The sequence below is a fragment of the Streptomyces sp. NPDC104831 genome, assembly GCF_055583025.1.
On sequence record NZ_JBVJOT010000032.1, the window covers coordinates 56,574 to 81,350 of the forward strand.

The window sequence follows — 24,777 nt, forward strand, 5'->3', positions numbered from 1 at the left end:
CGTCGGCTAGGCCAGCGCCTCCTCGGGTTCACCGCTCGCCCGGGGTTCCGGCATGTCCCGGTGCGCCGGGTCGCGGACCTCGCCCACCAGCGTCTCCAGGACGTCCTCCAGGGCGACCAGGCCCAGTATCCGGCCGGAGGCGTCGGCCACCTGGGCCAGGTGGGTGGCCGCCCGGCGCATCACGGTGAGGGCGTCGTCGAGCGGCAGCTCGGCGCGGAGCGTGGCCATGGGCCGCCAGACCTGCTGCGGCACGGCCCGGTCGGAGTCCTCCAGGTCGAGGACGTCCTTGACGTGCACGTACCCCATGAAGGGGCCCTTGCCGGCCGCCGCGACCGGGAAGCGGGAGTAGCCCGTGCGGGCGGTCAGCTCCACGATGTCGCCCGGGGTGACCGACGGCTCCACCGTGACCAGGGACTCGCGGCGCAGCAGGACGTCGGTCACCGGGCGGGAGCCCAGTTCGAGGGCGTCCTCCAGCCGCTCGCGCTCCTCGGGGTCGAGGAGCCCGGCCTCGCCGGAGTCCTCCAGCAGGCGGTTGAGCTGCTCGGTGGTGACGACCGCCTCGACCTCGTCCTTCGGCTCCACCCGGAACAGCCGCAGGATGCCCTGGGCGCAGGCGCCGAGGGCCGCGGTGACCGGCCTGCACAGGCGGGCGAACCAGACCAGGCCGGGGCTGAGCCAGAGCGCCGCCTTCTCGGGCGCCGCCATGGCCAGGTTCTTCGGCACCATCTCGCCGATGACCAGGTGGAAGAAGACCACCGCGGCCAGCGCGACGACATAGCCGAGGGGGTGGATCATGCCGTGCGGCAGGTGGATCCACTCGAACACCGGCTCCAGCAGGTGCGCCACCGTCGGCTCGGCGACCGCGCCGAGCGTCAGGGAGCAGACGGTGATGCCGAACTGGGCGGCGGCCATCATCTGCGGCAGCCGCTCCAGGCCGTACAGCACCTGGCGGGCCCGGGCGGTGCCGAGCGGTTCGATCTGGCTGCGGCGGACGGAGACCAGCGCGAACTCGGCGCCGACGAAGAATCCGTTGGCGAGCACGAGCAGCGCGGCGAAGAGCAGTTGCAGAACGCTCATCGGGCGGCCTCCGTCGCTCCGGGCACCGGGGCCGTCCTGACCAGGCGGACCCGTTCGGCGCGGTAGTGGCCGACCTGGCGGACCGAGAGCCGCCAGCCGGGCAGTTCGGCCCGGTCGCCGGGGGCCGGGATCCGGCCGAGCAGGTCGGCGACCAGTCCGGCGACGGTCTCGTACGGCCCCTCGGGCACCTTGAGGCCTATGCGCGTCAGGAGGTCGACGCGGCAGCCGCCGTCCACGTCCCAGGCGGGCCGGCCGTCCTCGGGCGGGGCGGGGGCCAGCTCGGGCATGTCCTTGGCGTCGTGCTCGTCGCGGACCTCGCCGACCAGTTCCTCGACGATGTCCTCCAGGGTGACCACGCCGGCCGTGCCGCCGTACTCGTCCACGACGACCGCGATGGGCTGCTCGCTGCGCAGCCGGGCCAGCAAGGGCTGCACCGGCAGGGTCTCGGGGACCAGGAGCGCCTTGCGGGCGATGCGGCCGACCGGGGTGCGCAGCCGGTCGCGGGCCGGGACCGCCAGCGCGTCCTTGAGGTGGGCCATGCCGACGATCTCGTCGATCTTCTCCCGGTAGACGGGGAAGCGGGACAGGCCGGTGGCCCGGGTCAGGTTGACGACGTCCTCGGCGGTGGCCGAGTCCTGCAACGCGCTGACCTTCACGCGGGGGGTCATCACGTGCTGTGCGGTCAGCTCGCCCAGGGACAGGGTGCGCACGAACAGGTCGGCCGTGTCCTGTTCCAGGGCGCCGGCCAGGGCGGAGTGCCGGGCCAGCGAGACGAGTTCGCCGGGGGTGCGGGCGGAGGCCAGCTCCTCGGCGGGTTCCACGCCGAGGGCGCGGACCAGCCGGTTGGCGACCGTGTTCAGCGCGGAGATCACCGGGCGGAACAGCAGGGCGAAGCGGTGCTGCGGGCCGGCCACGAAGCGGGCGACCTGCAGCGGCCGGGAGACCGCCCAGTTCTTGGGCACGAGTTCGCCGATCACCATCTGGATCGCGGAGGCCAGCAGCATGCCGGTCACCACCGCGACGCCGGAGGCGGCCCCGTCGGGGATGCCGAGCGCCGCGAACGGGCCGCGCAGCAGCTCGGCCAGGGCGGGTTCGGCGAGCATGCCGACGACCAGGGAGGTGATGGTGATGCCGAGCTGGGTGCCGGAGAGCTGGAAGGACAGCTCCTTCAGCGATTCCACGACGGTGCGGGCGCGCGGGTCGCCGTCGGCGGCGGCCTTCTCGGCGTCCGGGCGCTCGACCGTGACGAGGCCGAACTCGGCCGCCACGAAGAATCCGTTGGCGAGGATCAGCAGGAAGGCCGCGGCGAGCAGCAGCAAGGGGATGGTCACGCGGCCACCGCCTCGCCGTTATGTCGGGCAGGGGTGGCGCGGGTACTACAGGACGATCCGTCCATCGCCGGAGGGGGTCACTCCTCGGGTAGCAGGAACCCCTGTGCACCGGGCGGCACGCAGGGGCGGAGGCACAGCGGGAACACCTCCGCCCACCAGATTAATCAAGATCTCGGCTCGTGCGGCAGGGCGGGCGAGCCGGAGCGGGCCTCGGCGAGTTCCCGCAGGGTCCGGGCGTCCGCGATGGCCTGCCGTTCGGCGATGCCCGGCTGGATGCCGAGCGCGGGCAGGCTGGTGCCGTCGCTGAGGTCGAGGAAGACCCAGGGGTCACCCGGCCGGAGGTTCACCCGGAGGATCTCCGCCCAGGCCAGGCGCCGCTTGCTGGCGATGTTGACGACGGTGACGCCGGACTCGTCGGCGACCACCTTCACCCGGGCGAGCTGGGCCAGCACCCACAGGCACAGCGCCCCGGTGACGACGAAGCTGAGCCGTGAGCCCGGGCCGAGGTTCTCCAGCAGCAGCGACATCCCGGAGATCACCACGAAGATCAGGATTCCGGCGGTGAGCAGGATCACGCGGGTGCGGCCGGGCCGGAAGGTGACGGGCAGCGCGGGCAGGTCGGACATCTCGGGCGTACCTCTCGGGGCCTCTCAGAGACGGCAGGCGTGGATGGCCGTGGTCAGGATGGCGCGGGCGCCGATGCCGTAGAGATCATCCATGATCCGCTGGGCCTCCTTGGCGGGGACCATGGCGCGGACGGCGACCCAGCCCTCGTTGTGCAGCGGGGAGACGGTCGGGGACTCCAGGCCGGGGGTGAGCGCGACGGCCTTCTCCAGCTGCTCCACCCGGCAGTCGTAGTCCATCATCACGTAGGTCCGGGCGACCAGGACGCCCTGGAGGCGGCGCAGGAACTGCTGGACCTTGGGCTCCTCGGCGTCGGCGCCGGTGCGGCGGACGACGATGGCCTCGGACTTCATGATCGGCTCGCCGAAGACCTCCAGGCCCGCGTTGCGCAGGCTGGTGCCGGTCTCCACGACGTCGGCGATGACCTCGGCGACGCCCAGCTCGATGGCGGTCTCGACGGCGCCGTCCAGGTGGACCACGGAGGCGTCGACGCCGCGGTCGGCGAGGTGCCCCGCGACGATGCCCTCGTAGGAGGTGGCGACCGTGCGGCCCTTGAGGTCCTCGATGGTGTGCGCGGTGCCGGGCTTGGCGGCGAAGCGGAAGGTGGAGCGGGCGAAGCCGAGCGGCAGGATCTCCTCGGCCTCGGCGCCGGAGTCGATCAGCAGGTCACGGCCGGTGATGCCGATGTCGAGGCGGCCGGAGGAGACGTAGATCGCGATGTCGCGGGGGCGGAGGTAGAAGAACTCGACCTCGTTCTCCGGGTCGACGATGCGCAGCTCCTTGGACTCGCGGCGCTGCTGGTAGCCGGCCTCATGCAGCATCTCCGCCGCAGGGCCGGACAGTGAACCCTTGTTGGGGACGGCGATGCGCAGCATGAGGTCGGCTTCCTTCGTTCGTTCTCTACGGGAGGGGGTGGGATACGGCTTACAGGTGGGCGTAGACGTCGTCCAGGGAGATGCCGCGGGCGACCATCATCACCTGGACGTGGTACAGCAGCTGGGAGATCTCCTCGGCCGCCGCCTCCTTGCCCTCGTACTCGGCGGCCATCCAGACCTCGGCGGCCTCCTCGACGACCTTCTTGCCGATGGCATGGACGCCCTTGCCGACCAGCTCGGCGGTGCGGGAGGTGGCGGGATCGCCGTGGGCGGCCTTGTGCTGGAGCTCGGTGAACAGCTCCTCGAACGTCTTCTTGGACATGGTGAGCCCCACCCTAGCCGTTGTGGCGGGCGGCCTAGTGCCAGGGTTCGGATACTGAGCGGAGCGTCGCCGCCGTCGCCACGGCCGCCGTCACCGCCTCGTGGCCCTTGTCCTCGGTCGAGCCCTCCAGGCCGGCCCGGTCCAGGGCCTGTTCCTCGGTGTCGCAGGTGAGCACGCCGAAGCCGACGGGGACGCCGGTCTCGACGGAGACCTGGGTGAGGCCCTGGGTGACGCCCTGGCACACGTAGTCGAAGTGGGGGGTGCCGCCCCGGATGACGACGCCGAGGGCGACGACCGCGTCGTAGCCGCGGCCCGCGAGGACCTTGGCGGCGACCGGCAGCTCGAAGCTGCCGGGGACCCTGATCAGGGTCGGCTCGTCGATGCCCAGGTCGTGCAGGGCGCGCAGGGCGCCGTCCACCAGGCCGTCCATCACCTTCTCGTGCCACTGCGCCGCGATGACGGCGACCCTGAGGTCGCTCACCTTGCGTACGGACACGTCCGGTGCGCCCTTGCCGCTCACGTCTTACCTCCGTGCTGTCTCTCGCTTACTGGTTGCCGCAGGCCGACACGGCGGGCGTGTCGAGCCAGGGCAGGTCGTGCCCCATCCGGTCCCGCTTGGTGCGCAGGTAGCGGAGGTTGTGCTCGCCGGCCTGGACGGGCATCGGCTCCCGGCCGGTGACCTCGATGCCGTGGCGCCTGAGGGCGTCGGTCTTGTCGGGGTTGTTGGTCATCAGCCGGACGCGGCGCACGCCGAGGTCGGCGAGGATCCGCGCGCCGGCGCCGTAGTCGCGGGCGTCGGCGGGCAGGCCGAGTTCCAGGTTGGCGTCCAGGGTGTCGTGGCCCTGCTCCTGGAGTTCGTAGGCGCGCAGCTTGGACAGCAGGCCGATGCCGCGCCCCTCGTGTCCGCGCAGGTAGACGACGACTCCGCGGCCCTCCTCCTGGATGCGGCCGAGCGCGGTGTCCAGCTGGGGGCCGCAGTCGCAGCGCAGGGAGCCGAAGACGTCGCCGGTCAGGCATTCGGAGTGGAGCCGGACCAGGACGTCCCCGCCGTCCCCGCCGTCGCCGAGGTCGCCGTGGACGAGGGCGACGTGTTCGACGCCGTCGACGGTGGACCGGTAGCCGTAGGCCGTGAAGACGCCGTGCCGGGTGGGCAGGCGGGTCTCGGCCTCGCGGCGGACGGTGGGCTCGCTGTCGCGGCGGTAGGCGATCAGGTCCTCGATGGAGATGATCGTCAGGCCGTGCTTGCGGGCGAACGGGATCAGCTCGGGCAGCCGGAGCATCCGGCCGTCCTCGCCGGCGATCTCCACGATGGCGCCGGCCGGGCGCAGGCCCGCGAGCCGGGCGAGGTCGACGGCGGCCTCGGTGTGGCCGTTGCGGGCGAGGACGCCGCCGGCCTTGGCGCGCAGCGGGAAGACGTGACCGGGGCGGACGAAGTCGGTGTGCGCGGCGGTGCCGCTCGCGAGCAGCCGGAGCGTGGTGGCCCGGTCGGCGGCCGAGATGCCGGTGCTCACGCCGTGCGCGGCGGTGGCGTCCACGGAGACGGTGAACGCGGTCTTCATCGACTCGGTGTTGTCCTCGACCATCTGCGGCAGCCGCAGCCGGTCCAGTTCCCCGCTCTCCATGGGCGCGCAGATCAGTCCCCGGCACTCGCTCATCATGAAGGCGACGATCTCGGGGGTGATCTTCTCGGCGGCGACGACGAGGTCGCCCTCGTTCTCCCGGTCCTCGTCGTCGACGACGATGATCGGGCGCCCGGCGGCGATGTCGGCGACGGCCCGCTCGACCGGGTCGAGCGCGAAGTTCTCGATGTCGTGGGTGTCGTGGAGGACGGGTGCCGAGGTCATGCCGGCGCTCCTTCCAGTGTGGGCCGCGCCGCCTTGCGGGAGCGCAGCCACCAGTCGCGCATGCCCCACAGGACGAGTGCGCCGTAGATGACGTAGACGAATCCGGAGAAGGCGTAGCCGTTGGCGAAGTTCAGGGGGACGCCGACGAGGTCGACGAGCAGCCAGGCGAACCAGAACTCGACCATGCTCTTGGCCTGGGCGTACATCGCGACGATGGTGCCGACGAAGATGTAGGCGTCGGGCCAGGGGTCCCAGGACAGGGACGGGTAGGCCTCGAACAGCAGGGCGACGGCGACCGTGCCGGCGCCGGCGGCGGCGACCATGGCCGCGCGCTCGCGCCAGGTGGCGAACCGGGGGGTGATCTGGCCGTCGCCCGACCGGTTGCGGGTGCGCTGCCACTGCCACCAGCCGTACAGCGCGACGGCCATGACGACGACCTGCTTGCCGGCGCTGCCGGTGAGATGGCCGTAGAAGGCGGCGAAGAGGACGAGGCCGGACAGGAACTGCACGGGCCAGGTCCACAGGGAGCGGCGCCAGCCGAGGGCGAGGGTGATCAGGCCCAGGATGTTGCCGATCATGTCCGACCAGATGATGTGCTGGCCGAAGAGGGTGAACGCCTCGGAGTTCATCCAGTTCACCGGCCGGCCCCCTGTCCGGTCGTGAGCAGGCGCTCCACGTACTTGGCGATGACGTCCACCTCGAGGTTGACCGGGTCGCCGGGCTGCTTCACGCCGAGCGTGGTCAGGGCGAGGGTGGTCGGGATGAGGCTGACGGTGAAATGGTCCGAGGCGGCCTCCACGACGGTCAGGCTGATGCCGTCGACCGTGATGGAGCCCTTCTCCACGACGTAGCGGGCGAGGTCCGCGGGCAGGGAGATCTTCACGATCTCCCAGTTCTCGGAGGGCGTGCGGGCGAGGACCTCGCCGGTGCCGTCCACGTGTCCCTGCACGATGTGCCCGCCGAGGCGGGCGCCGACGGCGGTGGGGCGCTCCAGGTTGACGCGCGAGCCGACGGTGAGCGCGCCCAGGCTGGAGCGGTTCAGGGTCTCGGCCATGACGTCGGCGGTGAACTCGTCACCCTCGTGCTCGACGACGGTGAGACAGACCCCGTTCACGGCGATGGAGTCGCCGTGCCGCGCGCCCTCGGTCACGACGGGGCCGCGCAGCCGGAAGCGGGAGGCGTCGCCGAGGTTCTCGACGGCGGTGACCTCACCCAGCTCTTCGACGATTCCGGTGAACACTTCCCGGGTCCTCCTGCCTCTTCGGGCACGGACTCCGGGGCTGTCGATGACGACAGATTCCACGGGTGAGCACACACCGGGGGCGTCGCCGGACGGACGCGTCCGGATACGGACGAGCCTCGGTACGGCGGCGCGCACACGGAAGACGCGTGCCCGCCCGCCGCGCACTGCCTCCCATCCGGACTTTAACCGTCGGTCCAGGAATTTCACCTGGTCAACCGGCCGCTGGAAGCGACCGGGTCGCGGACTGTAACCGCCGGTTCGGACTTTCACCGACCCCGGAGTGCGCTGCTTCTGGTACAGGCCCAGTCTGCCACGCCCGTCACTCGCCCATACGGGTGGGCGGTGTGGCCTCCCTCACAGTGTGTACCGGAGGTTTCGCGCCGCGCGACGGCCGGAGGCAACCGGCTTCCGGCGCAGGGCGGTTGAGCTGGTCCGGACCATTGACCGCACTGGTCTAGTCCTCTTAGGGTGCGGACGGGCTCGGCGGCGGTGACGACGGCCCTTGCCCGCCGCCGGGCCGCCAAGGGGGCCGAGTCACCGCTCCGGCGCCCCGAACAGCTCGTCCTGCGCCCGTTCCCGGGCGGTGAGGAGCGCTCCGCGCAGCACGGCCGTCCCGCCCAGACCGCTCGCCCGCACCTCGGTGGCCAGCGGCGACATCCGGCGCAGCCGCTCCCCCACCAGTCCGGCGAGCACCGCTCCCCCGGCCCGGCCGACCTCCCCGCCGAGCACCACGCACCCGGGGTCCAGGACGGCCGTCACCGAGGCCGCGCCGACGGCGATCCGGTCGGCCAGGGCATGCAGGAAGCGCTCGTCCGCCGCGGACGACCGGGCCACCGCGTCGCCCACCACCCGCGCCGCGCCCGGTCCGTCCGGCGCGCCGGCGACCGGCAGCCCGCACCGTGCCGCCAGCGCGACGAGCGCCGCCGCCCCGGCCAGCGAGTGGAAGCCGCCGTCGCAGTCGGTCGCCGAGGGCAGCGTGCTCGTGCCCGGGACCGGCAGGAAGCCGATCTCGCCGGTGCCGCCGGAGGCCCCGCGGCGCAGGGCGCCGTCCAGGACGACGGCGGCGCCGACGCCGTGCCCCAGCCAGAGCAGGACGAAGGTGTCCCGGTCGCGGGCGGCGCCCTCGCGCTGTTCGGCCAGGGCGGCGAGGTTGGTCTCGTTCTCGACGGTCACCCGGGCGCCGGGCAGCCGCTCCTGGAGGGCGGCGGCCAGGCTGCGGTGCCAGGCGGGCAGCCCGGCGGAGTCCCTGAGGTCACCGGTGGCCGGGTCGATCAGGCCCGGCGCGCCGATGCCGACGGTGTGCAGCCTCCCCCGTTGCGCGGCCCCCTCTCCCGGGGGCGCCGCCATGACACCGGCCTCCTTCACCGCGCGCTCCACCGCGGCCACCGCCCGCTCCACGGCGGGCCCGGTCCCGGTGCCCCCGCCGATCGGTGCGGACGCCTCCGCGAGCACCCGTCCGACCAGGTCGGAGACGAGGACGAGGACGCCTTCGGTGCGCACGTCGAGCGCGGCGAGGTGGGCGCGGTCGGCGACGATGCCGTAGAGCCGGGCGTTGGGCCCCCGGCGCTGCTCGCCGGACTCTCCGACCACGGTGATCAGCCCGGCGGCCGTGAGCCGGTCGACGAGGTCGGCGACCGTGGGCCGGGACAGGCCGGTCAGCTGCTTCAACCGCCCTGCGGTCAGCGGGCCTTCCTGCTGCAACAGCCGCAGGGCCAGCCGGTCGTTGATGGCCCGGGCGGTGCTGGGTGATGCGGGCATGGCGGGAATCCTCCCAGATCGTCGGAGCCGGGTCGGTCATGCGGTCGTCGGGGTGCCCGTACGGCGGTCGTCCGGGCGCCGGCGGGCGTGCGCTCGTATCGCGGCTATCTATCAGGCAGGGTTCCTGATAATTTACGCCCGGTTGACACCAGGGCGGGCCGGGGAGGCACAGGAAGATGGAGGACATGAGCGGCGGACGCGAGGAGGTCCGGCGTGCCCGGTACGCCGTGGCGGCCGTGTTCGCCGTGCACGGCTCGGTGGCCGGTTCGTTCGCGACGCGCGTGCCCTGGATCCGCGAGCACGCCGGCCTGAGCGCCGGCCAGCTGGGGTTCGCACTGGCCTTCATGGCGCTCGGTGCCGCGTGCGCGATGCCGCTGGCGGGCCGTCTCACGCACCGCTTCGGCAGCCGTACGGCCCTGCGCGGCCTGCTGGCGCTGTGGACGCTGGCCCTGGTCCTGCCGTCCCTCGCGCCGAACCTGGTCACCCTGTGCCTGGCGCTGTTCGCCTACGGCGCCTCCTCGGGCATGGCCGACGTCGCGATGAACGCGCTCGGCGTGGAGGTCGAGCGGCTGCTCGGCAAGTCGGTGATGTCGGGGCTGCACGGCATGTGGAGCGCGGGCGCCCTGACCGGCTCGGCGGCCGGCACCCTCGCCGCGCACCTCGGGGCGGACGCGCGGGTGCACTTCCTGCTGGCCTCGGCCGTCCTCACCGTGCTCGGCTGCACGGTCTGCGCCTGGGTGCTGGACGTCCAGCCGGCCGAGGACGAGGAGCCGCCCCCGCGGTTCGCGCTGCCGCCGCGTTCGGCCCTCCTGATCGGCGCGGTCGGGTTCTGCGCGGTGTTCGCCGAGGGCGCGACCCTGGACTGGTCGGCGGTGTTCCTGCGGGACCGGCTGGGCGGCTCGGCCGGGCTGGCGGCGTCCGCCACGACCGGATCCATGCTGACCATGGCCGTGGCCCGGATCGCCGGGGACGCGGTGGTGAACCGCTTCGGCGCGGTCCGCACCGTGCGGGCCGGCGGGGTGCTGGCGGTGCTGGGCGGGCTGCTGGTCGTGTCCGCACGGCACCCGGCGTCGGCGATGGCCGGCTTCGCGCTGATGGGGCTCGGCATCGCGGTGGTCGTCCCGCTGTGCTTCGCGGCGGCCGGGCACGCCGGCCCCCGTCCGAGCCAGGCCATCGCGGGCGTGGCGACCATCACGTACACCTCCGGGCTGGTCGCGCCGAGCCTGATCGGCGGGGTGGCCCAGGCGACCAGCCTGACGGCGTCCTTCTGGGTGGTGACGGCGCTGGCCTGCGGGCTCGTGGCGTTCGCGGGCGTGCTGCGCGCGGCCGGGCGCGGCGATCGCGCGGAGAGCGGCGCCCCCGGCACGGCGGTGGCGGACCCGCAGCCATGACGCGATCGCGTATGTGAATCCGGTTCACACAGGAAACCGCGTGGGCGGGAATCCGCCGGATACCCGCACAATGGTTCGGACCGTCCTCATGTACGTAAGAAAGCGAAACCCCACCATGGATCTCGGCGTGCGCTGGAAGCTGCACGGTGACGGGCGCACGCCCGCGCCCGGAGCGGTGGTACGCCCCGACGAACGGCTGTCCTGGCCCCGCACCGTGGGCCTGGGCGCCCAGCACGTGGTCGCGATGTTCGGCGCCTCCTTCGTCGCCCCCGTGCTCATGGGCCTGGACCCCAACCTGGCGATCATGATGTCGGGGGTGGCGACCGTGATCTTCCTGCTCGCCACCCGCGGCCGGGTGCCGAGCTACCTCGGCTGCTCCCTGTCGTTCGTGGGCGTGGCCGCCGTCATCCGCGCCCAGGGCGGCACCAGTGCGACCGTGACCGGCGCGGTGCTCGTCGTCGGCGCCGTGCTGTTCCTGGTGGGCCTGGCCGTGCAGCGCTTCGGCGCGCGGATCATCCACGCCGCCATGCCGCCGATCGTCACCGGCGCCGTCGTCATGCTGATCGGCTTCAACCTGGCCCCGGTGACCGCCTCCACCTACTGGCCCCAGGACCAGTGGACCGCCCTGCTGGTGATGCTCTTCACCGGGCTGGCCGTCGTGTGCCTGCGCGGTTTCTGGTCGCGCATCGCCATCTTCCTGGGCCTGGTCTTCGGCTACGGCATCTCCTGGGCGTTCGACCGGGTCTTCGGCAGGATCCACTCCGTGGGCCCGGACGGCAAGGTCGCCGACCACTGGCGCCTGGACCTGTCCGGGGTCTCCCACGCCGACTGGATCGGACTGCCGCACCTGCACGGGCCGTCCTTCCAGTGGTCGGCCGTGCTGGTCGCCCTGCCCGTGGTGATCGCCCTGGTCGCGGAGAACGCGGGCCACGTCAAGGCGGTCGGCGAGATGACCGGCGACCCGCTGGACGACAAGCTCGGCACGGCGATCTCCGCGGACGGCGTCGCCTCGGTGCTGTCCACGGCCGTCGGCGGCCCGCCCAACACCACCTACTCCGAGAACATCGGCGTGATGGCCGCGACCCGCGTCTACTCCACCGCCGCCTACTGGGCCGCCGCCGGCTTCGCCCTGCTCTTCGGCCTCTGCCCGAAGTTCGGCGCGGTCGTGGCGGCCATCCCCGGCGGGGTGCTCGGCGGCATCACCGTCATCCTCTACGGCATGATCGGCCTGCTCGGCGCCCAGATCTGGCTGCACGCCAAGGTGGACCTGCGCAACCCGCTGAACCTGGTCCCGGCCGCCGCGGGCATCATCATCGGCGTCGGCAACGTCTCCATCAAGTTCACCGACACCTTCTCGCTCAGCGGCATCGCCCTCGGCACGCTGGTGGTCATCACCGGCTACCACGCGCTGCGCGCCTTCGCCCCGCCCCACCTCAAGCAGCAGGAGCCGCTGCTGGACGAGGGCACGTCGGCCTACGACACGGAGGCGGACGCGCCGGCCGGCCCACGGCCCGGCACGGCCCCGGGCACGCGGACACCGCACGCCGGGTCCTAGCCCGGCGTTCCCTCGTTCCGGCGAAGCACCGGGCCGGTCGGCACGCCGGCCGGCCCCAGGCTGGGACGCTTCCCGCATGGCGCAGCCCGCAGCACTCATCACCCCCGTCGACGCCGTCGTGGCGCGGATGCGCGCGCTGGACGCGGACCTGCCCGCCCGGGACGGCGTCCGCGTGTTCAACCGCGTCTACCTCGCCGTCACCGAGGAGGTCGGCCGGCGGCTGGTCGCCGGGGAGTTCCCGGACCCGCGGGCGGCGGGCACGCTGGACGTGCGGTTCGCCGAGCGCTATCTGGCCGCGGTCGACGCGGCCGCCACCGACCGCCGGCCGCCCGCCTGCTGGCGGCCCCTGTTCCAGCTCCGCCGCCATCCCGGGGTGCGGCCGCTGCAGTTCGCGCTGTCCGGCGTGAACGCCCACATCGGGCACGACCTGGCCCTGGCCGTGGTCGACAGCTGCCGGGCGCTCGGCTGCGAACCGGCCGACCTGGAGGACGAGTTCGACCGGGTGGGCGAGCTGCTCGTGGCGCTGGAGGAACGGGTCCGCGAGGACCTGATGCCGGGCCCGGACCTGCTCCAGCTCGCCGACCCGCTCACCCATCTGCTGGGCGCCTGGAGCCTGGAGCGGGCCCGGGACGCGGCCTGGGCGGCGGCCCGCGCCCTGTGGGCGCTGCGGCACTGCGCCGGGGTCGTGGAGGAGTTCACCGAGCGGCTGGACGCGGCGGTGGGCTTCGCGGGCCGGATGCTGCTGACCCCGCTGCCCGACTGAACGGCCCCCGGGCGCGGGCGCCGGGAACCGGCGAAGGCGCGGGCGGCCGGAATCCCGGTCCAACCGCCCGCGCCCTGGTCCGTCTCCCGGGTCAGTCCTCGGGAAGCTCCACCGGCGCGATCTCGTCGTAGACGTCACCCGGGCCCGGGTTCGACGGGTCGGTCGTGCCGCCGAAGTGGCGCATCACGCCCCACACCGCGTTCAGCGCGGTCTGCACGGCGCCCTCGGCCCAGCCGGCCGTCCAGGAGATGTCGTCGCCGGCGAGGAAGATGCCCCGCTTGTCCTCGGGCAGCCGGTCCTGCATGAAGTGGGTGAACAGGCGCCGCTGGTAGCGGTAGTGGCCCGGCAGGTTGGCCTTGAACGCGCCCATGAAGTAGGGCTCGTTCTCCCAGGAGACCGTCACCGGGTTGCCGATGATGTGCTTGCGGATGTCGACCTTCGGGTAGATCTCGCCGAGCGACTTCAGCATGACCTCCATCCGCTCGTTCGCGGACAGCGGCAGCCACTTCAGGCTGTCGTCGCACCAGGTGTACGACAGGCAGATCACGGCGGGCCGGTCGGGGCCGTTGTCGAGCAGGTAGGTCCCGCGCGTCATGCGGTCGGTGAGCGTCATCGACATGACGTCCCGGCCCGTCTCCTCGTCCTTGTCCAGCCAGAACGGCCGGTCCACGGGCACGAAGAGCTTGCTGGACTCCATGTAGTGGGTGCGCTCGATCGCGGTCCAGTGGTCGATCGGGAAGAGCGAGTCGTCACAGGCGATCTTGGACAGCAGCATCCAGGACTGGGCGGTGAAGATCGCCGCCTGGTAGGTGCGGATGTCGCCGTCCGCGTCGGTCACAGTGATCCGGTTGCCCGCCGTGCGGTGCAGCCGGGTCACGGCCGGGCGCGGTTCGCCGCCGGTGTGCAGGGACTGGAGCGAGGTGCCGTGCGGCCAGTGCACGATCTTCTCCGGCTCGCGCTCCCACAGGCGCAGCGGCAGCTGCTGGGAGCCGCCGACGATGCCGCGGTGGTGGTCGTCGGCCTCGGTGTAGACGACGCGCAGGATCTCCAGGATGGAGTTCGGGAAGTCGGTGTCCCAGCCGCCGGTGCCGAAGCCGACCTGGCCGAAGATCTCGCGGTGCCGGAAGGACTTGAACGCCTCGGAGTCGCAGAGGAAGCCGTAGAAGGTCTGGTTGTCGAGCTTCTCGACCAGCTTCGCCCAGATCTCCCGGATGCGCGGCACGTCCCGCTCGCGCATCGCGCGGTTCATGTCGGAGAAGTCGGCGCCCTCCTCCAGGCACTTGTTCCAGGCCGCGGCGACGTCCCGGTACACCTGGGGCAGGTCGTCGACGGTGACGGCGTAGTGCGACTCGCCCTTGAGGTCGACCACGGTCGAGGGGGTGGCCTCGGCCAGCGGGTTGGGGAAGGGCCTGGTCTCGAGGCCCACCAGGTCGATGTAGTGCTGGAGGGCGGTGGAGGACGGCGGGAAGCGCATCGCGCCCATCTCGGCGGTCAGCGAGCCGTCACAGCCGTCGAAGCCGACCGTACGGAGCCGGCCGCCGATCTGGTCGGCCTCGTAGACGACGGGCTTGAGGCCCATCTTCATCAGCTCGTAGGCGGCGACGATGCCGGACAGGCCGCCGCCGATGACCGCGACCTCGGTGCCGTGCTCGGTCGCCGGGATCTGCCCGAGGCCCGCCGGGTGGGCGAGGAAGTCGTCGTAGGCGTAGGGGAAGTCCGGGCCGAACATGGTGATCGGCGGCTGCTGCTCGTCGGTGTGCTCGACGGCGTTGGGCACCGTGGACGTCATGGGGTACGGACTCCTTGCGTGGTGGAACGGGGTGAGGCCGGGTGCGGCCGCTGCGCCGCGGCCTTCCTTCGCGGTGTGCGCGCTCTCAGACCAGGGACCCGTACAGACCGGGGCGGCGGTCCGCCAGGTACGGGTTGTCCTCCCGGGAGGCGGCCAGGAAGGCGGGGTCGGCGTCGGCGAGCACCAGCTGCTCGCCGCGGCCGGCACGGGCGCGGGCGACGCCGTCGGGACCGGCGAGGACGGAGAGGCCGACGAACTCGAACTCCCCTTCCGCACCGACCCGGTTGACGTACGCGACGTACATCTGGTTCTCGAAGGCGCGCACCGGGATCACCGACTCGGCGACGAACTGGAAGGGGTGCATCTGCGCGGTCGGCACGACGAGGAGGTCGGTGCCGGCCAGGGCGTGGGCCCGGACGTTCTCCGGGAACTCGACGTCGTAGCAGATCAGCAGGCCCACGGTGAGGCCGTTCAGCTCGGCCTGGACGACGTGGCGCTCGCCCGGTGTGAAGTGGTCGCGCTCGAAGCAGCCGAAGAGGTGGGTCTTGCGGTAGTTGGCGAGCCGGGTGCCGTCGGCGGAGATCAGCTGCGCGGAGTTGAAGACGGTGTCGCCGTCGCGTTCCGGGTAGCCGTAGGCGAGGGCCAGGCCGTGCCGGGTGGCGATCTCGGCGACCGCGTCGGCCCAGTCGCCGTCGGCGGGCTCGGCGAGGCGCGCGATGTCGTCGCCGATGGCGTACCCGGTGAGGAACATCTCCGGCGCGGCCAGCAGCCCGGCGCCCGCGGCGGCGGCGCGGCCCGCGGCCTCGTCGAGGACCTCGAGGTTCTCGACGATCGAGCCGGGACGGCCGGAGCTCTGGAGCAGGGCGGTGCGCATGCGGGGTCCTCACCGGAACGGGGGGTCGGGGGTCAGGAAGACGGTACGGGCGGTGCGCTCGGCCGGACAAGAAGGAGCCGTTGCGCGCGCGTGCGGAGTTCGTTGCGCCGAAACGGGGAAGGGCGGTGATTCGTTGCGTGGCCGGGCTGCCCGCCCCCGGAAACGGAAAAGGGGCGCCTCGTCGCACGCCGGGCGCGGGTCGTCGGGGAGTGCTCGCGCGATTCCCCGCGCCCCGGAGGGGCGCCGACCGGCGGCCGGCGTGCGACGAGGCACCCCGAGCCGTTGCCCGCTCCTATCCCGGTGCCCCGGAGGAGAAGCGGCGCAGCAGGGGCGACAGGACGAGGACGGACTTCGTGCGCTCCACGAACGGCTCGCCCGCGATCCGCTCCAGGACCCGTTCGAAGTGCCGCATGTCGGAGGCGAAGACCTGGGCGATCGCGTCCGCGTCGCCGGTGACGGTCGACGCGGCCACGACCTCCTGGTAGCGCTCCAGGCCCCGCTGGATGGTCTCCGGAGAGGTGTTGCTCCGGCAGTAGATCTCGATGTACCCCTCGGTCTCCCAGCCGAGGGCCGCCGGGTCCACCCGGACGGTGAACCCGGTGATGGCTCCGGTGGCCCGCAGCCGGTCCACGCGCCGCTTCACCGCGGGCGCGGACAGGCCGATCAGCTGCCCGATGTCCGCGTAGGAGCGGCGGGCGTCCTCGGCGAGGGCGTGCACGATGCGTTCGTCGAGATCGTTCAGCACAGGGGGTCGTTCACTTCTTCGGTTCGGTCACTTCACTGCCGTCGCCGCGAGGTCGTCGTCGGTCGCGAGACGGGAACGGCGATAGCCGTACAGGAAGTAGAACACGAGCCCGGCGGCCATCCAGCATCCGAAGACGACCCAGGTCACGGTGTCGAGGCTGAACATGTTGTAGGCGCAGAACAGGAAGCCCAGCGCCGGCAGCAGCGGCCCGAACGGCACCTTGAAGGTGCGCTCCAGGCCGGGCCGCTTGTAGCGCAGCACGATGACCGCGATGTTGACCAGGCCGAAGGCGAACAGCGTGCCGATGCTGGTGGCGTCGACGAGCTTGCCGAGCGGGATGAGGGCGGCGAGCGCCCCGCAGAACAGGGAGACGATCAGCGTGTTGAGGCGCGGGGCGCCGGTCTTTCGGTGCACCTTGCCGAGCGCCTTGGGCACCAGTCCGTCGCGGGACATCGCGAAGAGGATGCGGGTCTGGCCGTAGAGCACGGTGAGGACCACGCTCGCGATGGAGATGACCGCGCCCAGCGCGAGCAGCGTGCCCCAGAAGGTCTGGCCGCTGACATCGTTCATGATCGCGGCGAGGGATGCCTCGGAGCCGTCGAACTTCTTCCAGTTCCAGGCGCCGACGGCGACGCCGGCGACGAGCACGTACAGCGCGGTGACGATGATCAGCGACAGCATGATCGCCCGCGGCAGGTCCCGCTTGGGGTCCTTCGCCTCCTCACCGGCGGTGGAGGCGGCGTCGAAGCCGATGTACGAGAAGAACAGCGTGGCGCCCGCGGCGCTGACGCCGCTCATGCCGAGCGGCATGAAGTCGGCGTAGTTGCCGGACTTGAAGCCCATGATGCCGACCGCGCAGAACAGCACCAGGGCGACGATCTTCACACAGACCATGACCGTGTTGGCGCGGGCCGACTCCCGTGCGCCGCCGAGCAGGAACACCATCGCCAGCAGGACGACGACCAGGGCGGGCAGGTTGATGACACCGCCCTCGCCGGGGGCCGAGGACAGTACGTCGGGGATGGTGACGCCGATGGTGCCGTCCAGCAGCTCGTTCAGGTACTCGCCCCAGCCGACGGCGACGGCGGCCACCGAGACGCCGTACTCCAGGATGAGGCACCAGCCGCAGACCCAGGCGACCAGCTCGCCCAGCGTTGCGTATGCGTACGAGTAGGAGGAGCCGGCGACCGGGATGCTGCCGGCCAGTTCGGCGTAGGACAGGGCCGAGAACAGCGCGGTGAGGCCGGCGATCACGAAGGACAGGGTGATCGCGGGGCCGGCCTCCGGCACGGCGTCGCCGAGGACGACGAAGATGCCGGTGCCGAGGGTGGCGCCGATGCTGATCATGGTCAGCTGCCACAGCCCGAGGGAGCGCCGAAGCTGCCCTCCCTCGCCCTGGCCGCCTTCCGCGACCAGGCGTTCCACGGGCTTGCGACGCATCAGGCGCGCGGCGACGCCCGGGGACGCGGGGGCGGCCGGTATCTGGTTCTGCGGGGGTGCGCCTTGGTCGAGCACGCGCTGGCTCCTTATCGCTGCCGGTGTGGTGCGGACGCGGACCGGCGGGAGGGCCGGTCCTCGTGGACGGGGACCGGGGGCCTGCGAAGGGCAGGGACCCACCGAGCGGGGTCCCCGCCACGCACGTACTAGCGCAGCACCCTATGAGGCGGGCCTTCACGGGCGTAATGCAGCAACCTTGCGCATCCCCGCAGAATCATTGCGTTCCCCCGGCCGGAATGACAAATCGTTGCGCGCGAGCTGTCGACCGTTGCACAAGGCCCTGACGAGCAGGTTTTCCCCACCTCGGCGGGATACGCCGACGGCCCCCGCCGTTCCCGGGTGCGGGAGGGGCGGGGGCCGTCGTGCGGGTGGCGGGAGGGCCGGTCAGCTCCAGCTGGCGTGCAGCGGCTTGCCCTCGGCGTAGCCGGCCGCGCTCTGGATGCCGACGATCGCCTTCTCGGCGAACTCCTCCAGCGAGCCGGCTCCGGCGTAGGTGCAGGAGGAGCGGACGCCCGCGATGATCGAGTCGATCAGGTCCTCGACGCCCGGGCGGGCCGGGTCGAGGAACATCCGCGAGGTGGAGATGCCCTCCTCGAACAGTGCCTTGCGGGCCCGGTCGTAGGCCGACTCCTCCGAGGTGCGGTTGCGCACGGCACGCGCGGAGGCCATGCCGAAGGACTCCTTGTAGGCGCGGCCCTGGGCGTCGTGCTGGAGGTCGCCCGGCGACTCGTAGGTGCCGGCGAACCAGGAGCCGATCATCACGTTGGACGCGCCGGCCGCGAGGGCCATGGCGACGTCACGCGGGTGGCGGACACCGCCGTCGGCCCACACGTGCTTGCCGTACTTCGCGGCCTCGGCGGCGCACTCCAGGACGGCGGAGAACTGCGGGCGGCCCACGCCGGTCATCATGCGGGTGGTGCACATGGCGCCCGGGCCGACACCGACCTTGATGATGTCGGCGCCCGCGTCGATCAGGTCCTTCACGCCTTCGGCGGAGACGATGTTGCCGGCCGCGATCGGCACCTGCGGGTCGAGGGCGCGCACCGTCCTGACGGCGCTGATCATCGACTCCTGGTGGCCGTGCGCGGTGTCGATGACGAGCGTGTCCACGCCCGCGTCGAGCAGCTGCTTGGCCTTGCCCGCCACATCGCCGTTGATGCCGACGGCGGCGGCGATCCGCAGCCTGCCCCGGGCGTCCACGGCCGGGGTGTACAGCGTGGCGCGCAGGGCGCCCTTGCGGGTGAGGATGCCGGCGAGCCTGCCGTCCTTGTCGACGGCCGGGGCGTAGCGGCGGTTGTGCTGGTCGAGGGTGTTGAAGGCCTCGCGCGGGTCGATGTCGGCGTCCAGCAGGAGCAGGTCCCTGGACATGACGACTTCGAGCTGGGTGAAGCGGTCGACGCCGGAGAGGTCGGCGTCGGTGACGACACCGACGGGCCGCTGGTTCTCGTCCACGACGACACCGGCGTTGTGCGCCCGCTTGGGCAGCAGCGCCAGGGCGTCGGCGACGGTCTGGTGCGGGGCCAGCACGATCGGGGTGTCCAGCACCAGGTGCCGGCTCTTCACCCAGGAGATCACGTCGGTGACGACATCGATCGGGATGTCCTGCGGGATGACCACGAGACCGCCGCGGCGGGCCACCGTCTCGGCCATGCGGCGGCCGGCTATGGCGGTCATGTTCGCGACGACGAGCGGGATGGTGGTGCCCGTCCCGTCCGGCGAGGCGAGGTCCACGCCCTGACGCGAGCCCACCGCGGAGCGGCGCGGCACCATGAACACGTCGTCGTACGTGAGGTCGTACGCGGGCCGGATGTCATTGAGGAAACGCACGTGCTGCACATCCCAGTCGATCAGAGGTGACCCCCCGACGGGTGCGCCAGGGGGAAAGAGCACGTACTTCATTGTCCCATGTCGGGGCGTTGGTCATGCCCTGACAGAACCTCCAGGGTCGCCGCCGGCCGGCTGGGAGGTTCCTCCAAGGGCGAGGGCGACGGTGAGGGCGGGCGCCCGGTCGGCGGCCTCGGTGAGGACCTCCTCGGCGATCCGCCACTCCTCGGGCCGGGCCCCGGCGTACGGCCGCCAGCCGCGTACGACGATCAGCAGGCCCCGTTCCGCGGCGCCTTCGGGCCAGACCGTGGGATCGGACAGGGAGTCGGCCAGCGCGTCCCAGTTGCGGCCGAACCAGCCGGGCAGCGCCAGGGCCCGGGCCGCGCGGTCCATCAGGCCCGCCTTGTCCGTGACGCCGTCGAGGTCGAGCGCGACCACGTGACGGCCGGTCAGGTCTTCGCTCATCTCAGTACCGCCCGGAACGAGTCGTAGTGGTCATCGGTGTAGTAGACCTCCCCGCCCCGCCCGGTGACCAGGCGCCGGGCGCCCCGGTCGCGGGAGCCGGGGGTCTTCACGGTGTACTCGTGGTAGTAGCCGCGCCGCTGCTTGGGCAGATGCCCCTCGAAGTTCCCGAAGACGGTCCCGTCCTGGGCGTACGGGAAGGGGCCGCCCCGGTCGATGAGGGCCAGCGTCCGGCGGGCCTCGGCGGGCAGCCGGGAGGCGGGGACGGTGGCCATGCCGTGTGCCCAGGACGGGGCGGACGCGTCCGGCGGGGACGCGCCGCCGGAGCACCCGGCCAGGAGAACGGCGAAACAGACCAGCAAGCCGGCCAGGAGACGGGGGACGAACCGCGGCGACATGCGCACGATGCTGCCACGGCCGTCCCGTCGGGGCCCGTCGGGGCCTCTGTCAGATCCCGTCGGGGTCCTGACGGCCGAGCGCCGGCTTCGGCGCGGGGCCCGCCGTCATCAGGTAGTCGGCGGCCGAGGTGTCGGTCACCAGGCTGGTGACCAGCCCGGAGCGCAGCACCGCGTCGATCGCGGCGGCCTTGCGCTGGCCCCCCGCGATCGCCACCACCTCCGGGATGCGGCGCAGCTGGTCGGCCTTGACCGTGATGCACCGCTCCCCCAGGTCGCGGCCGATCCGGCGCCCGTCGGCGTCGAAGAGGTGCGCCGACATCTCGGCGGCGACCCCGAGCGAGGCGTAGTGCGCGCGCTCCTCGTCGCTGAGCATGTCGTGCACGGTCGAGATGCCCGGCTCCCAGGAGCCGATGGAGACGCAGGCGACCGTGACCTTGTCGAAGTACTCGAAGGCCCGGGCGATCCCCGTCTGGTGGCGCAGCGCCGCCGCGGTGGCCTCGTCGGGCAGCAGCATCGGCGCGTAGATGGGGTGCGCGTCGCCGCCCGAGACCTGGGCGGCCCGGCGGACGGCCTCCACCGAGCCGCGCTCGGCGGTCCCGGCGTCGTACACGCCCGTCAACTGGACCACCGTGCACGGCGGCAGCCGGTCGAGGGCCGCCGCCATGTGGATGGTGGACCGGCCCCAGGCGAGCCCCAGGACGTCGCCCTCGTTGACGAGTTCGCCGAGCAGGTCGGCGGCGACCTCGCCGAGGTTCTCGGGGTCCGGGGTCTCCTCCGCCTCGGCCGGGGACTCGACCACGACGGCGTGCCTGAGGCCGTAGCGGGCGCGGAGCGCGTCGGAGCGCTCGGCGTCCAGTTCGGCCGGCACACGGATCTCGATGCGTACGAGGTCCCGTTCGAGGGCCGTCTCCAGGACCCGGGCCACCTTGAAGCGGCTGACGCCGAACTCCTCCGCGATCTGGATCTTGGACTTGCCCTCGAGGTAGAAGCGGCGGGCCATGGCCGCCGCCTGCACCAGCTCAGCGGGTCCCATCCGCATGGCTGACCGGCCCGCCGACATACCCGACACGGCGATCTCCTCACTGCTGTTCACACTCTGGATTCGCCGTTCATCCTCGCAGATTCGGGGCGACTGATCCGCCCTGATGGGCGGCCTTCATTCAACCGTTCACTTGGCCGTGGCTCAGTGGTCGCATGCCCACGACGCCCCGGCGGCGGCCGACTCCGCCCGGGCGCGCAGCGCGCGCACGGCCTCGGCGGGGTCCTCGGCGCCGTACACGGCCGAACCGGCGACGAACACGTCCGCTCCCGCGTCGGCGCACCGCTCGATGGTGGCGGCCGAGACACCGCCGTCGACCTGCAGCCACAGCTCCAGACCGTGCTTCTTGATCAGCTCACGGGTGCGGCGGATCTTCGGCAGCATAATGTCGAGGAACGCCTGGCCGCCGAAGCCGGGCTCCACCGTCATGATCAGCAGCATGTCGAGTTCCGGCAGCAGGTCCTCGAACGGCTCGATGGGCGTCGCGGGCTTCAGCGCCATCGAGGCCCGGGCCCCCTTCGCGCGGATCTCCCGGGCCAGCCGCACCGGAGCGGCGGCGGCCTCCACGTGGAAGGTGACCGACGACGCCCCCGCCTCGACGTACCGGGGCGCCCACCGGTCGGGGTCCTCGATCATCAGATGGCAGTCCAGCGGGGTGTCCGTCGCCCGGGCCAGGGACTCCACCACCGGCACGCCGAGGGTGAGGTTCGGGACGAAGTGGTTGTCCATGACGTCGACATGGAGCCAGTCGGCGCCGCGGACCGCCTCGGCCTCGTCCGCGAGGCGGGCGAAGTCGGCGGACAGGATGCTGGGGTTGATCTGCACGGGCATGCCCCCCAGCCTATGCCCTGCCGGGGACGCCCGGTCAGGCCCCGGAGCGGCCGGTGTCACCCGGTCCTGCGGATCAGGGCCAGGTACATCGCGTCCGTGCCGTGCAGATGGGGCCAGAGCTGGATGTCCGGGCCCTCGCCCAGGTCGGGGAGGCCGGGAAGGAGGGGGCGGGCGTCGATCAGGTCGGTGTGGGGATGCTGCTTGAGGATGTCGGCGACCACCGCCCGGGTCTCCGCGAGGTGCGGGGAGCAGGTGGCGTAGCCGACGACCCCGCCGACGCGTACGGAGTCCAGGGCGGTGCGCAGCAGGGCGCGCTGGAGCGGGGCGAAGGTGTCCAGGTCCTCGGGGCGGCGGCGCCAGCGGGCCTCGGGGCGGCGGCGCAGGGCGCCGAGACCCGTGCAGGGGACGTCCACCAGCACCCGGTCGAAGGTGCCGGGGCGCCACGGCGGGCGGGTGCCGTCGGCGGCGATGACCCGGTACGGGCCCGGATTGCCGTGCAGCGCCTTGGCGACCAGGCCGGCCCGGTGCGGCTGCTTCTCGGAGGCGAGCAGCACGGCACCGCGCTCGGCGGCGAGGGCGCCGAGCAGCGCGGCCTTGCCGCCGGGTCCGGCGCAGCCGTCGAGCCACTTCTCGTCGGGCCCGTCGAGCGGGGCGTTCGCGAGCGCGAGGGCCACCAGCTGGCTGCCCTCGTCCTGCACGCCGGCCCGGCCCTCGCGCACGGCCTCGACCGCGCCCGGCTCGCCGCCCTCCGCGAGCCGCACGGCGTACGGCGACCAGCGGCCCGGTACGGCGGCCTCCTCGCGCAGCAGTTCCTCGGTGGTGGCCCGCCCGGGCCGGGCGACGAGGGTCACCTCGGGCCGCTCGTTGTCGGCCGCCAGCAGCCGCTCGATGCCGGTCCGGCCGCCGCCGAGGGAGTCCCAGAGCGCGGAGACGACCCAGCGCGGGTGCGAGTGCACGACGGCGAGGTGGTCCTCGGGGTCCTCGTCGTACGGCGGCGCGACCTTCTCGGTCCAGCCGTCGAGGTCGTCCTGCGCGATCTTGCGGAGCACGGCGTTGACGAACTTGGCCCGGCCGTCGCCGAGCACCACGCGGGCCAGCTCCACGGAGGCGGAGACGGCGGCGTGCGTCGGGATCCGGGTGCCGAGCAGCTGGTGCGCGCCGAGGCTCAGCACGTCCAGCACCGGCGGGTCGACCTCGCGCAGCGGCCGGTCGACACAGGCGGCGATGACGGCGTCGTAGGTGCCCTGCCGGCGCAGCGTGCCGTACACCAGCTCGGTGGCGAGCGCGGCGTCCCGGGCGTCGAAGTCGCCCTTCTCGCGGGCCTTGCGCAGCAGCGGGGGCAGCACGAGGTTGGCGTAGGCGTCCCGCTCGTCCACCGCGCGCAGCGCCTCGAAGGCCAGGATGCGGACGGGGTCCTTCTGGGGACGGCGGTAGGGCTTGGCGGGCCTGCGGGGCCGCCGGGACTGCTCGCTCACGAAAAAGGTGCTCCGGAGATAGAAGGGGATGCGCCTCCAGCCTACGTCGGCGCGTCCCCCGCACTGCCGTCCGGGGCGTCAGCCGCCGAGCGTCTCGCCCTCCGCGATGCGCACCCCGCGGGCCCAGTCGGCGGCGCGCATCGGCTTCTTGCCCTGGGCCTGCACCCAGAGCAGCTCGACGGCGTACGAACCGGTGCCCGCGTGCACGCTGTTCTTGCCCACCGCCAGCCGGCCCGGCGCGAGGTCGGTCCGCTCGGGCACCGGGGTGACCTGGACGAGCTTGAGCCGCTCGCCGCGGAAGGTGGTCCAGGCGCCGGGCGCCGGGGTGCAGCCGCGCACCACCCGGTCCACGCGCAGCGCGGGCGCCGCCCAGTCCACCTGGGCGTCCTCGACCGTGATCTTCGGCGCGAGGGTGATGCCCTCGGTGGGCTGCGGCACGGCCTTCAGGGTGCCGTCCTCGATGCCGTCCATGGTGGCGGCGAGCAGCCCGGCGCCCGCGAAGGCGAGCCGGGTCAGCAGGTCGCCGCTGGTGTCGGTGGGGCGGACCTCCTCGGTGACGGTGCCGTAGACGGGGCCGGAGTCCAGGCCCTCCTCGATGAGGAAGGTGGACGCGCCGGTGATCTCGTCGCCCGCCATGACGGCGTGCTGCACGGGCGCGGCACCCCGCCAGGCGGGCAGCAGCGAGAAGTGCAGGTTGACCCAGCCGTGGGCGGGGATGTCCAGGGCGGCCCGGGGCAGCAGGGCGCCGTAGGCGACGACCGGGCAGCAGTCCGGGGCGATCTCCCGCAGCCGCTCCAGGAACTCCGGGTCCCGGGGCTTGAGCGGCTTCAGCACCTCGATCCCGGACTCCTCCGCCCGCTCGGCCACGGGCGAGGCGACCAGCCTGCGCCCGCGGCCGGCCGGTGCGTCGGGGCGCGTGACGACGGCGGCCACCTCGTGCCGCCCGGAGGCGAGCAGGGCGTCGAGTGCGGGAACGGCGACCTCGGGGGTACCGGCGAAGACGAGCTTCATGGGCGGGATCGGGCCTCTCGGGCGGGGGTCGGGCGGGCGGCGCACCAGT

General features: G+C 72.8%; 24 protein-coding genes and 1 riboswitch. Of the genes, 3 read left to right on the top strand and 21 right to left on the bottom strand.

Annotation, left to right across the window (positions count from 1 at the left end; translation table 11 throughout):
- Positions 1-6: 6 nt before the first annotated feature.
- The 10 genes from ACZ63H_RS22185 to ACZ63H_RS22230 all read right to left on the bottom strand — a co-directional run bounded on the left by ACZ63H_RS22185 (position 7) and on the right by ACZ63H_RS22230 (position 9,074).
- Positions 7-1,077 carry a hemolysin family protein gene (locus tag ACZ63H_RS22185; RefSeq protein ID WP_469867542.1) on the bottom strand — a complete coding sequence of 357 codons (1,071 nt, stop codon included), beginning with the start codon at positions 1,075-1,077 and terminating at the stop codon, positions 7-9.
- On the bottom strand, positions 1,074-2,408 hold the full coding sequence (locus ACZ63H_RS22190; RefSeq protein WP_469867544.1) for a hemolysin family protein: 1,335 nt from the start codon (positions 2,406-2,408) through the stop codon (positions 1,074-1,076). Before ACZ63H_RS22190 ends, ACZ63H_RS22185 begins: the two co-directional genes overlap by 4 nt.
- A 164-nt stretch (positions 2,409-2,572) precedes the next feature.
- Complete coding sequence (locus tag ACZ63H_RS22195; protein WP_469867546.1) at positions 2,573-3,034, bottom strand: PH domain-containing protein; 462 nt, start codon at positions 3,032-3,034, stop codon at positions 2,573-2,575.
- Positions 3,035-3,058: 24 nt separating this feature from the next.
- Complete coding sequence (gene hisG, locus ACZ63H_RS22200; RefSeq protein WP_469867548.1) at positions 3,059-3,907, bottom strand: ATP phosphoribosyltransferase; 849 nt, start codon at positions 3,905-3,907, stop codon at positions 3,059-3,061.
- A gap of 49 nt (positions 3,908-3,956) precedes the next feature.
- Positions 3,957-4,229, bottom strand: a complete 273-nt coding sequence (locus ACZ63H_RS22205; protein WP_007491392.1) for a phosphoribosyl-ATP diphosphatase — start codon at positions 4,227-4,229, stop codon at positions 3,957-3,959.
- A gap of 34 nt (positions 4,230-4,263) precedes the next feature.
- The gene (gene ribH, locus ACZ63H_RS22210) at positions 4,264-4,749 is read right to left on the bottom strand and encodes a 6,7-dimethyl-8-ribityllumazine synthase (protein ID WP_469867550.1); all 486 of its coding nucleotides are present in this window, start codon (positions 4,747-4,749) and stop codon (positions 4,264-4,266) included.
- 25 nt (positions 4,750-4,774) lie between these two features.
- Positions 4,775-6,073, bottom strand: coding sequence for a bifunctional 3,4-dihydroxy-2-butanone-4-phosphate synthase/GTP cyclohydrolase II (locus tag ACZ63H_RS22215; RefSeq protein WP_469867552.1), 1,299 nt, complete (start codon positions 6,071-6,073; stop codon positions 4,775-4,777).
- Positions 6,070-6,711 carry a nicotinamide mononucleotide transporter family protein gene (locus ACZ63H_RS22220; protein WP_469867554.1) on the bottom strand — a complete coding sequence of 214 codons (642 nt, stop codon included), beginning with the start codon at positions 6,709-6,711 and terminating at the stop codon, positions 6,070-6,072. Before ACZ63H_RS22220 ends, ACZ63H_RS22215 begins: the two co-directional genes overlap by 4 nt.
- Positions 6,708-7,313, bottom strand: coding sequence for a riboflavin synthase (locus ACZ63H_RS22225; RefSeq protein WP_469867556.1), 606 nt, complete (start codon positions 7,311-7,313; stop codon positions 6,708-6,710). Before ACZ63H_RS22225 ends, ACZ63H_RS22220 begins: the two co-directional genes overlap by 4 nt.
- 160 nt (positions 7,314-7,473) lie before the next feature.
- Positions 7,474-7,604, bottom strand: a riboswitch (FMN riboswitch).
- Positions 7,605-7,850: 246 nt separating this feature from the next.
- Positions 7,851-9,074, bottom strand: coding sequence for an ROK family transcriptional regulator (locus tag ACZ63H_RS22230; protein ID WP_469867558.1), 1,224 nt, complete (start codon positions 9,072-9,074; stop codon positions 7,851-7,853).
- Between the two features lie 185 nt (positions 9,075-9,259).
- Here ACZ63H_RS22230 and ACZ63H_RS22235 point away from each other — a divergent pair, with 185 nt between their 5' ends.
- From ACZ63H_RS22235 to ACZ63H_RS22245, 3 genes are all read left to right on the top strand, one after another.
- Positions 9,260-10,465: an MFS transporter gene (locus tag ACZ63H_RS22235; RefSeq protein WP_469867560.1), complete on the top strand. Its 1,206-nt coding sequence runs from the start codon at positions 9,260-9,262 to the stop codon at positions 10,463-10,465.
- Positions 10,466-10,580: 115 nt separating this feature from the next.
- The gene (locus ACZ63H_RS22240; RefSeq protein WP_469867562.1) at positions 10,581-12,020 is read left to right on the top strand and encodes a uracil-xanthine permease family protein; all 1,440 of its coding nucleotides are present in this window, start codon (positions 10,581-10,583) and stop codon (positions 12,018-12,020) included.
- Between the two features lie 76 nt (positions 12,021-12,096).
- Complete coding sequence (locus ACZ63H_RS22245; RefSeq protein ID WP_469867564.1) at positions 12,097-12,783, top strand: DUF5995 family protein; 687 nt, start codon at positions 12,097-12,099, stop codon at positions 12,781-12,783.
- A 91-nt stretch (positions 12,784-12,874) separates the two neighbouring features.
- On the opposite strand, the gene ACZ63H_RS22250 is transcribed toward ACZ63H_RS22245, so the two are convergent.
- From ACZ63H_RS22250 to fmt, 11 genes are all read right to left on the bottom strand, one after another.
- Positions 12,875-14,572: a flavin monoamine oxidase family protein gene (locus ACZ63H_RS22250; protein WP_469867566.1), complete on the bottom strand. Its 1,698-nt coding sequence runs from the start codon at positions 14,570-14,572 to the stop codon at positions 12,875-12,877.
- 85 nt (positions 14,573-14,657) lie between these two features.
- A complete protein-coding gene (locus tag ACZ63H_RS22255; RefSeq protein ID WP_469867568.1) occupies positions 14,658-15,446 on the bottom strand; it encodes a carbon-nitrogen hydrolase family protein in 789 nt (262 codons plus the stop codon).
- Between the two features lie 292 nt (positions 15,447-15,738).
- A complete protein-coding gene (locus ACZ63H_RS22260; protein ID WP_030620185.1) occupies positions 15,739-16,191 on the bottom strand; it encodes an Lrp/AsnC family transcriptional regulator in 453 nt (150 codons plus the stop codon).
- A 27-nt stretch (positions 16,192-16,218) separates the two neighbouring features.
- On the bottom strand, positions 16,219-17,706 hold the full coding sequence (locus tag ACZ63H_RS22265; RefSeq protein ID WP_469867570.1) for an amino acid permease: 1,488 nt from the start codon (positions 17,704-17,706) through the stop codon (positions 16,219-16,221).
- A gap of 366 nt (positions 17,707-18,072) precedes the next feature.
- Positions 18,073-19,515, bottom strand: coding sequence for a GuaB1 family IMP dehydrogenase-related protein (locus ACZ63H_RS22270; protein WP_469867572.1), 1,443 nt, complete (start codon positions 19,513-19,515; stop codon positions 18,073-18,075).
- Positions 19,516-19,608: 93 nt separating this feature from the next.
- Entirely contained in the window at positions 19,609-19,977 is a 369-nt protein-coding gene (locus tag ACZ63H_RS22275; RefSeq protein WP_469867574.1) for a barstar family protein, read from the bottom strand.
- Positions 19,974-20,372 (bottom strand): guanyl-specific ribonuclease, encoded by a 399-nt coding sequence (locus ACZ63H_RS22280; protein WP_469867576.1) that lies wholly within the window; start codon positions 20,370-20,372, stop codon positions 19,974-19,976. Before ACZ63H_RS22280 ends, ACZ63H_RS22275 begins: the two co-directional genes overlap by 4 nt.
- Before the next feature lie 49 nt (positions 20,373-20,421).
- On the bottom strand, positions 20,422-21,465 hold the full coding sequence (locus ACZ63H_RS22285; RefSeq protein WP_318204585.1) for a sugar-binding transcriptional regulator: 1,044 nt from the start codon (positions 21,463-21,465) through the stop codon (positions 20,422-20,424).
- A 90-nt stretch (positions 21,466-21,555) separates the two neighbouring features.
- Positions 21,556-22,242, bottom strand: a complete 687-nt coding sequence (gene rpe, locus ACZ63H_RS22290; RefSeq protein ID WP_467943588.1) for a ribulose-phosphate 3-epimerase — start codon at positions 22,240-22,242, stop codon at positions 21,556-21,558.
- A gap of 56 nt (positions 22,243-22,298) precedes the next feature.
- Positions 22,299-23,717 (bottom strand): RsmB/NOP family class I SAM-dependent RNA methyltransferase, encoded by a 1,419-nt coding sequence (locus ACZ63H_RS22295; RefSeq protein ID WP_469867579.1) that lies wholly within the window; start codon positions 23,715-23,717, stop codon positions 22,299-22,301.
- A gap of 78 nt (positions 23,718-23,795) precedes the next feature.
- A complete protein-coding gene (gene fmt / locus ACZ63H_RS22300) occupies positions 23,796-24,728 on the bottom strand; it encodes a methionyl-tRNA formyltransferase (RefSeq protein ID WP_469867581.1) in 933 nt (310 codons plus the stop codon).
- Between the last annotated feature and the right edge of the window lie 49 nt (positions 24,729-24,777).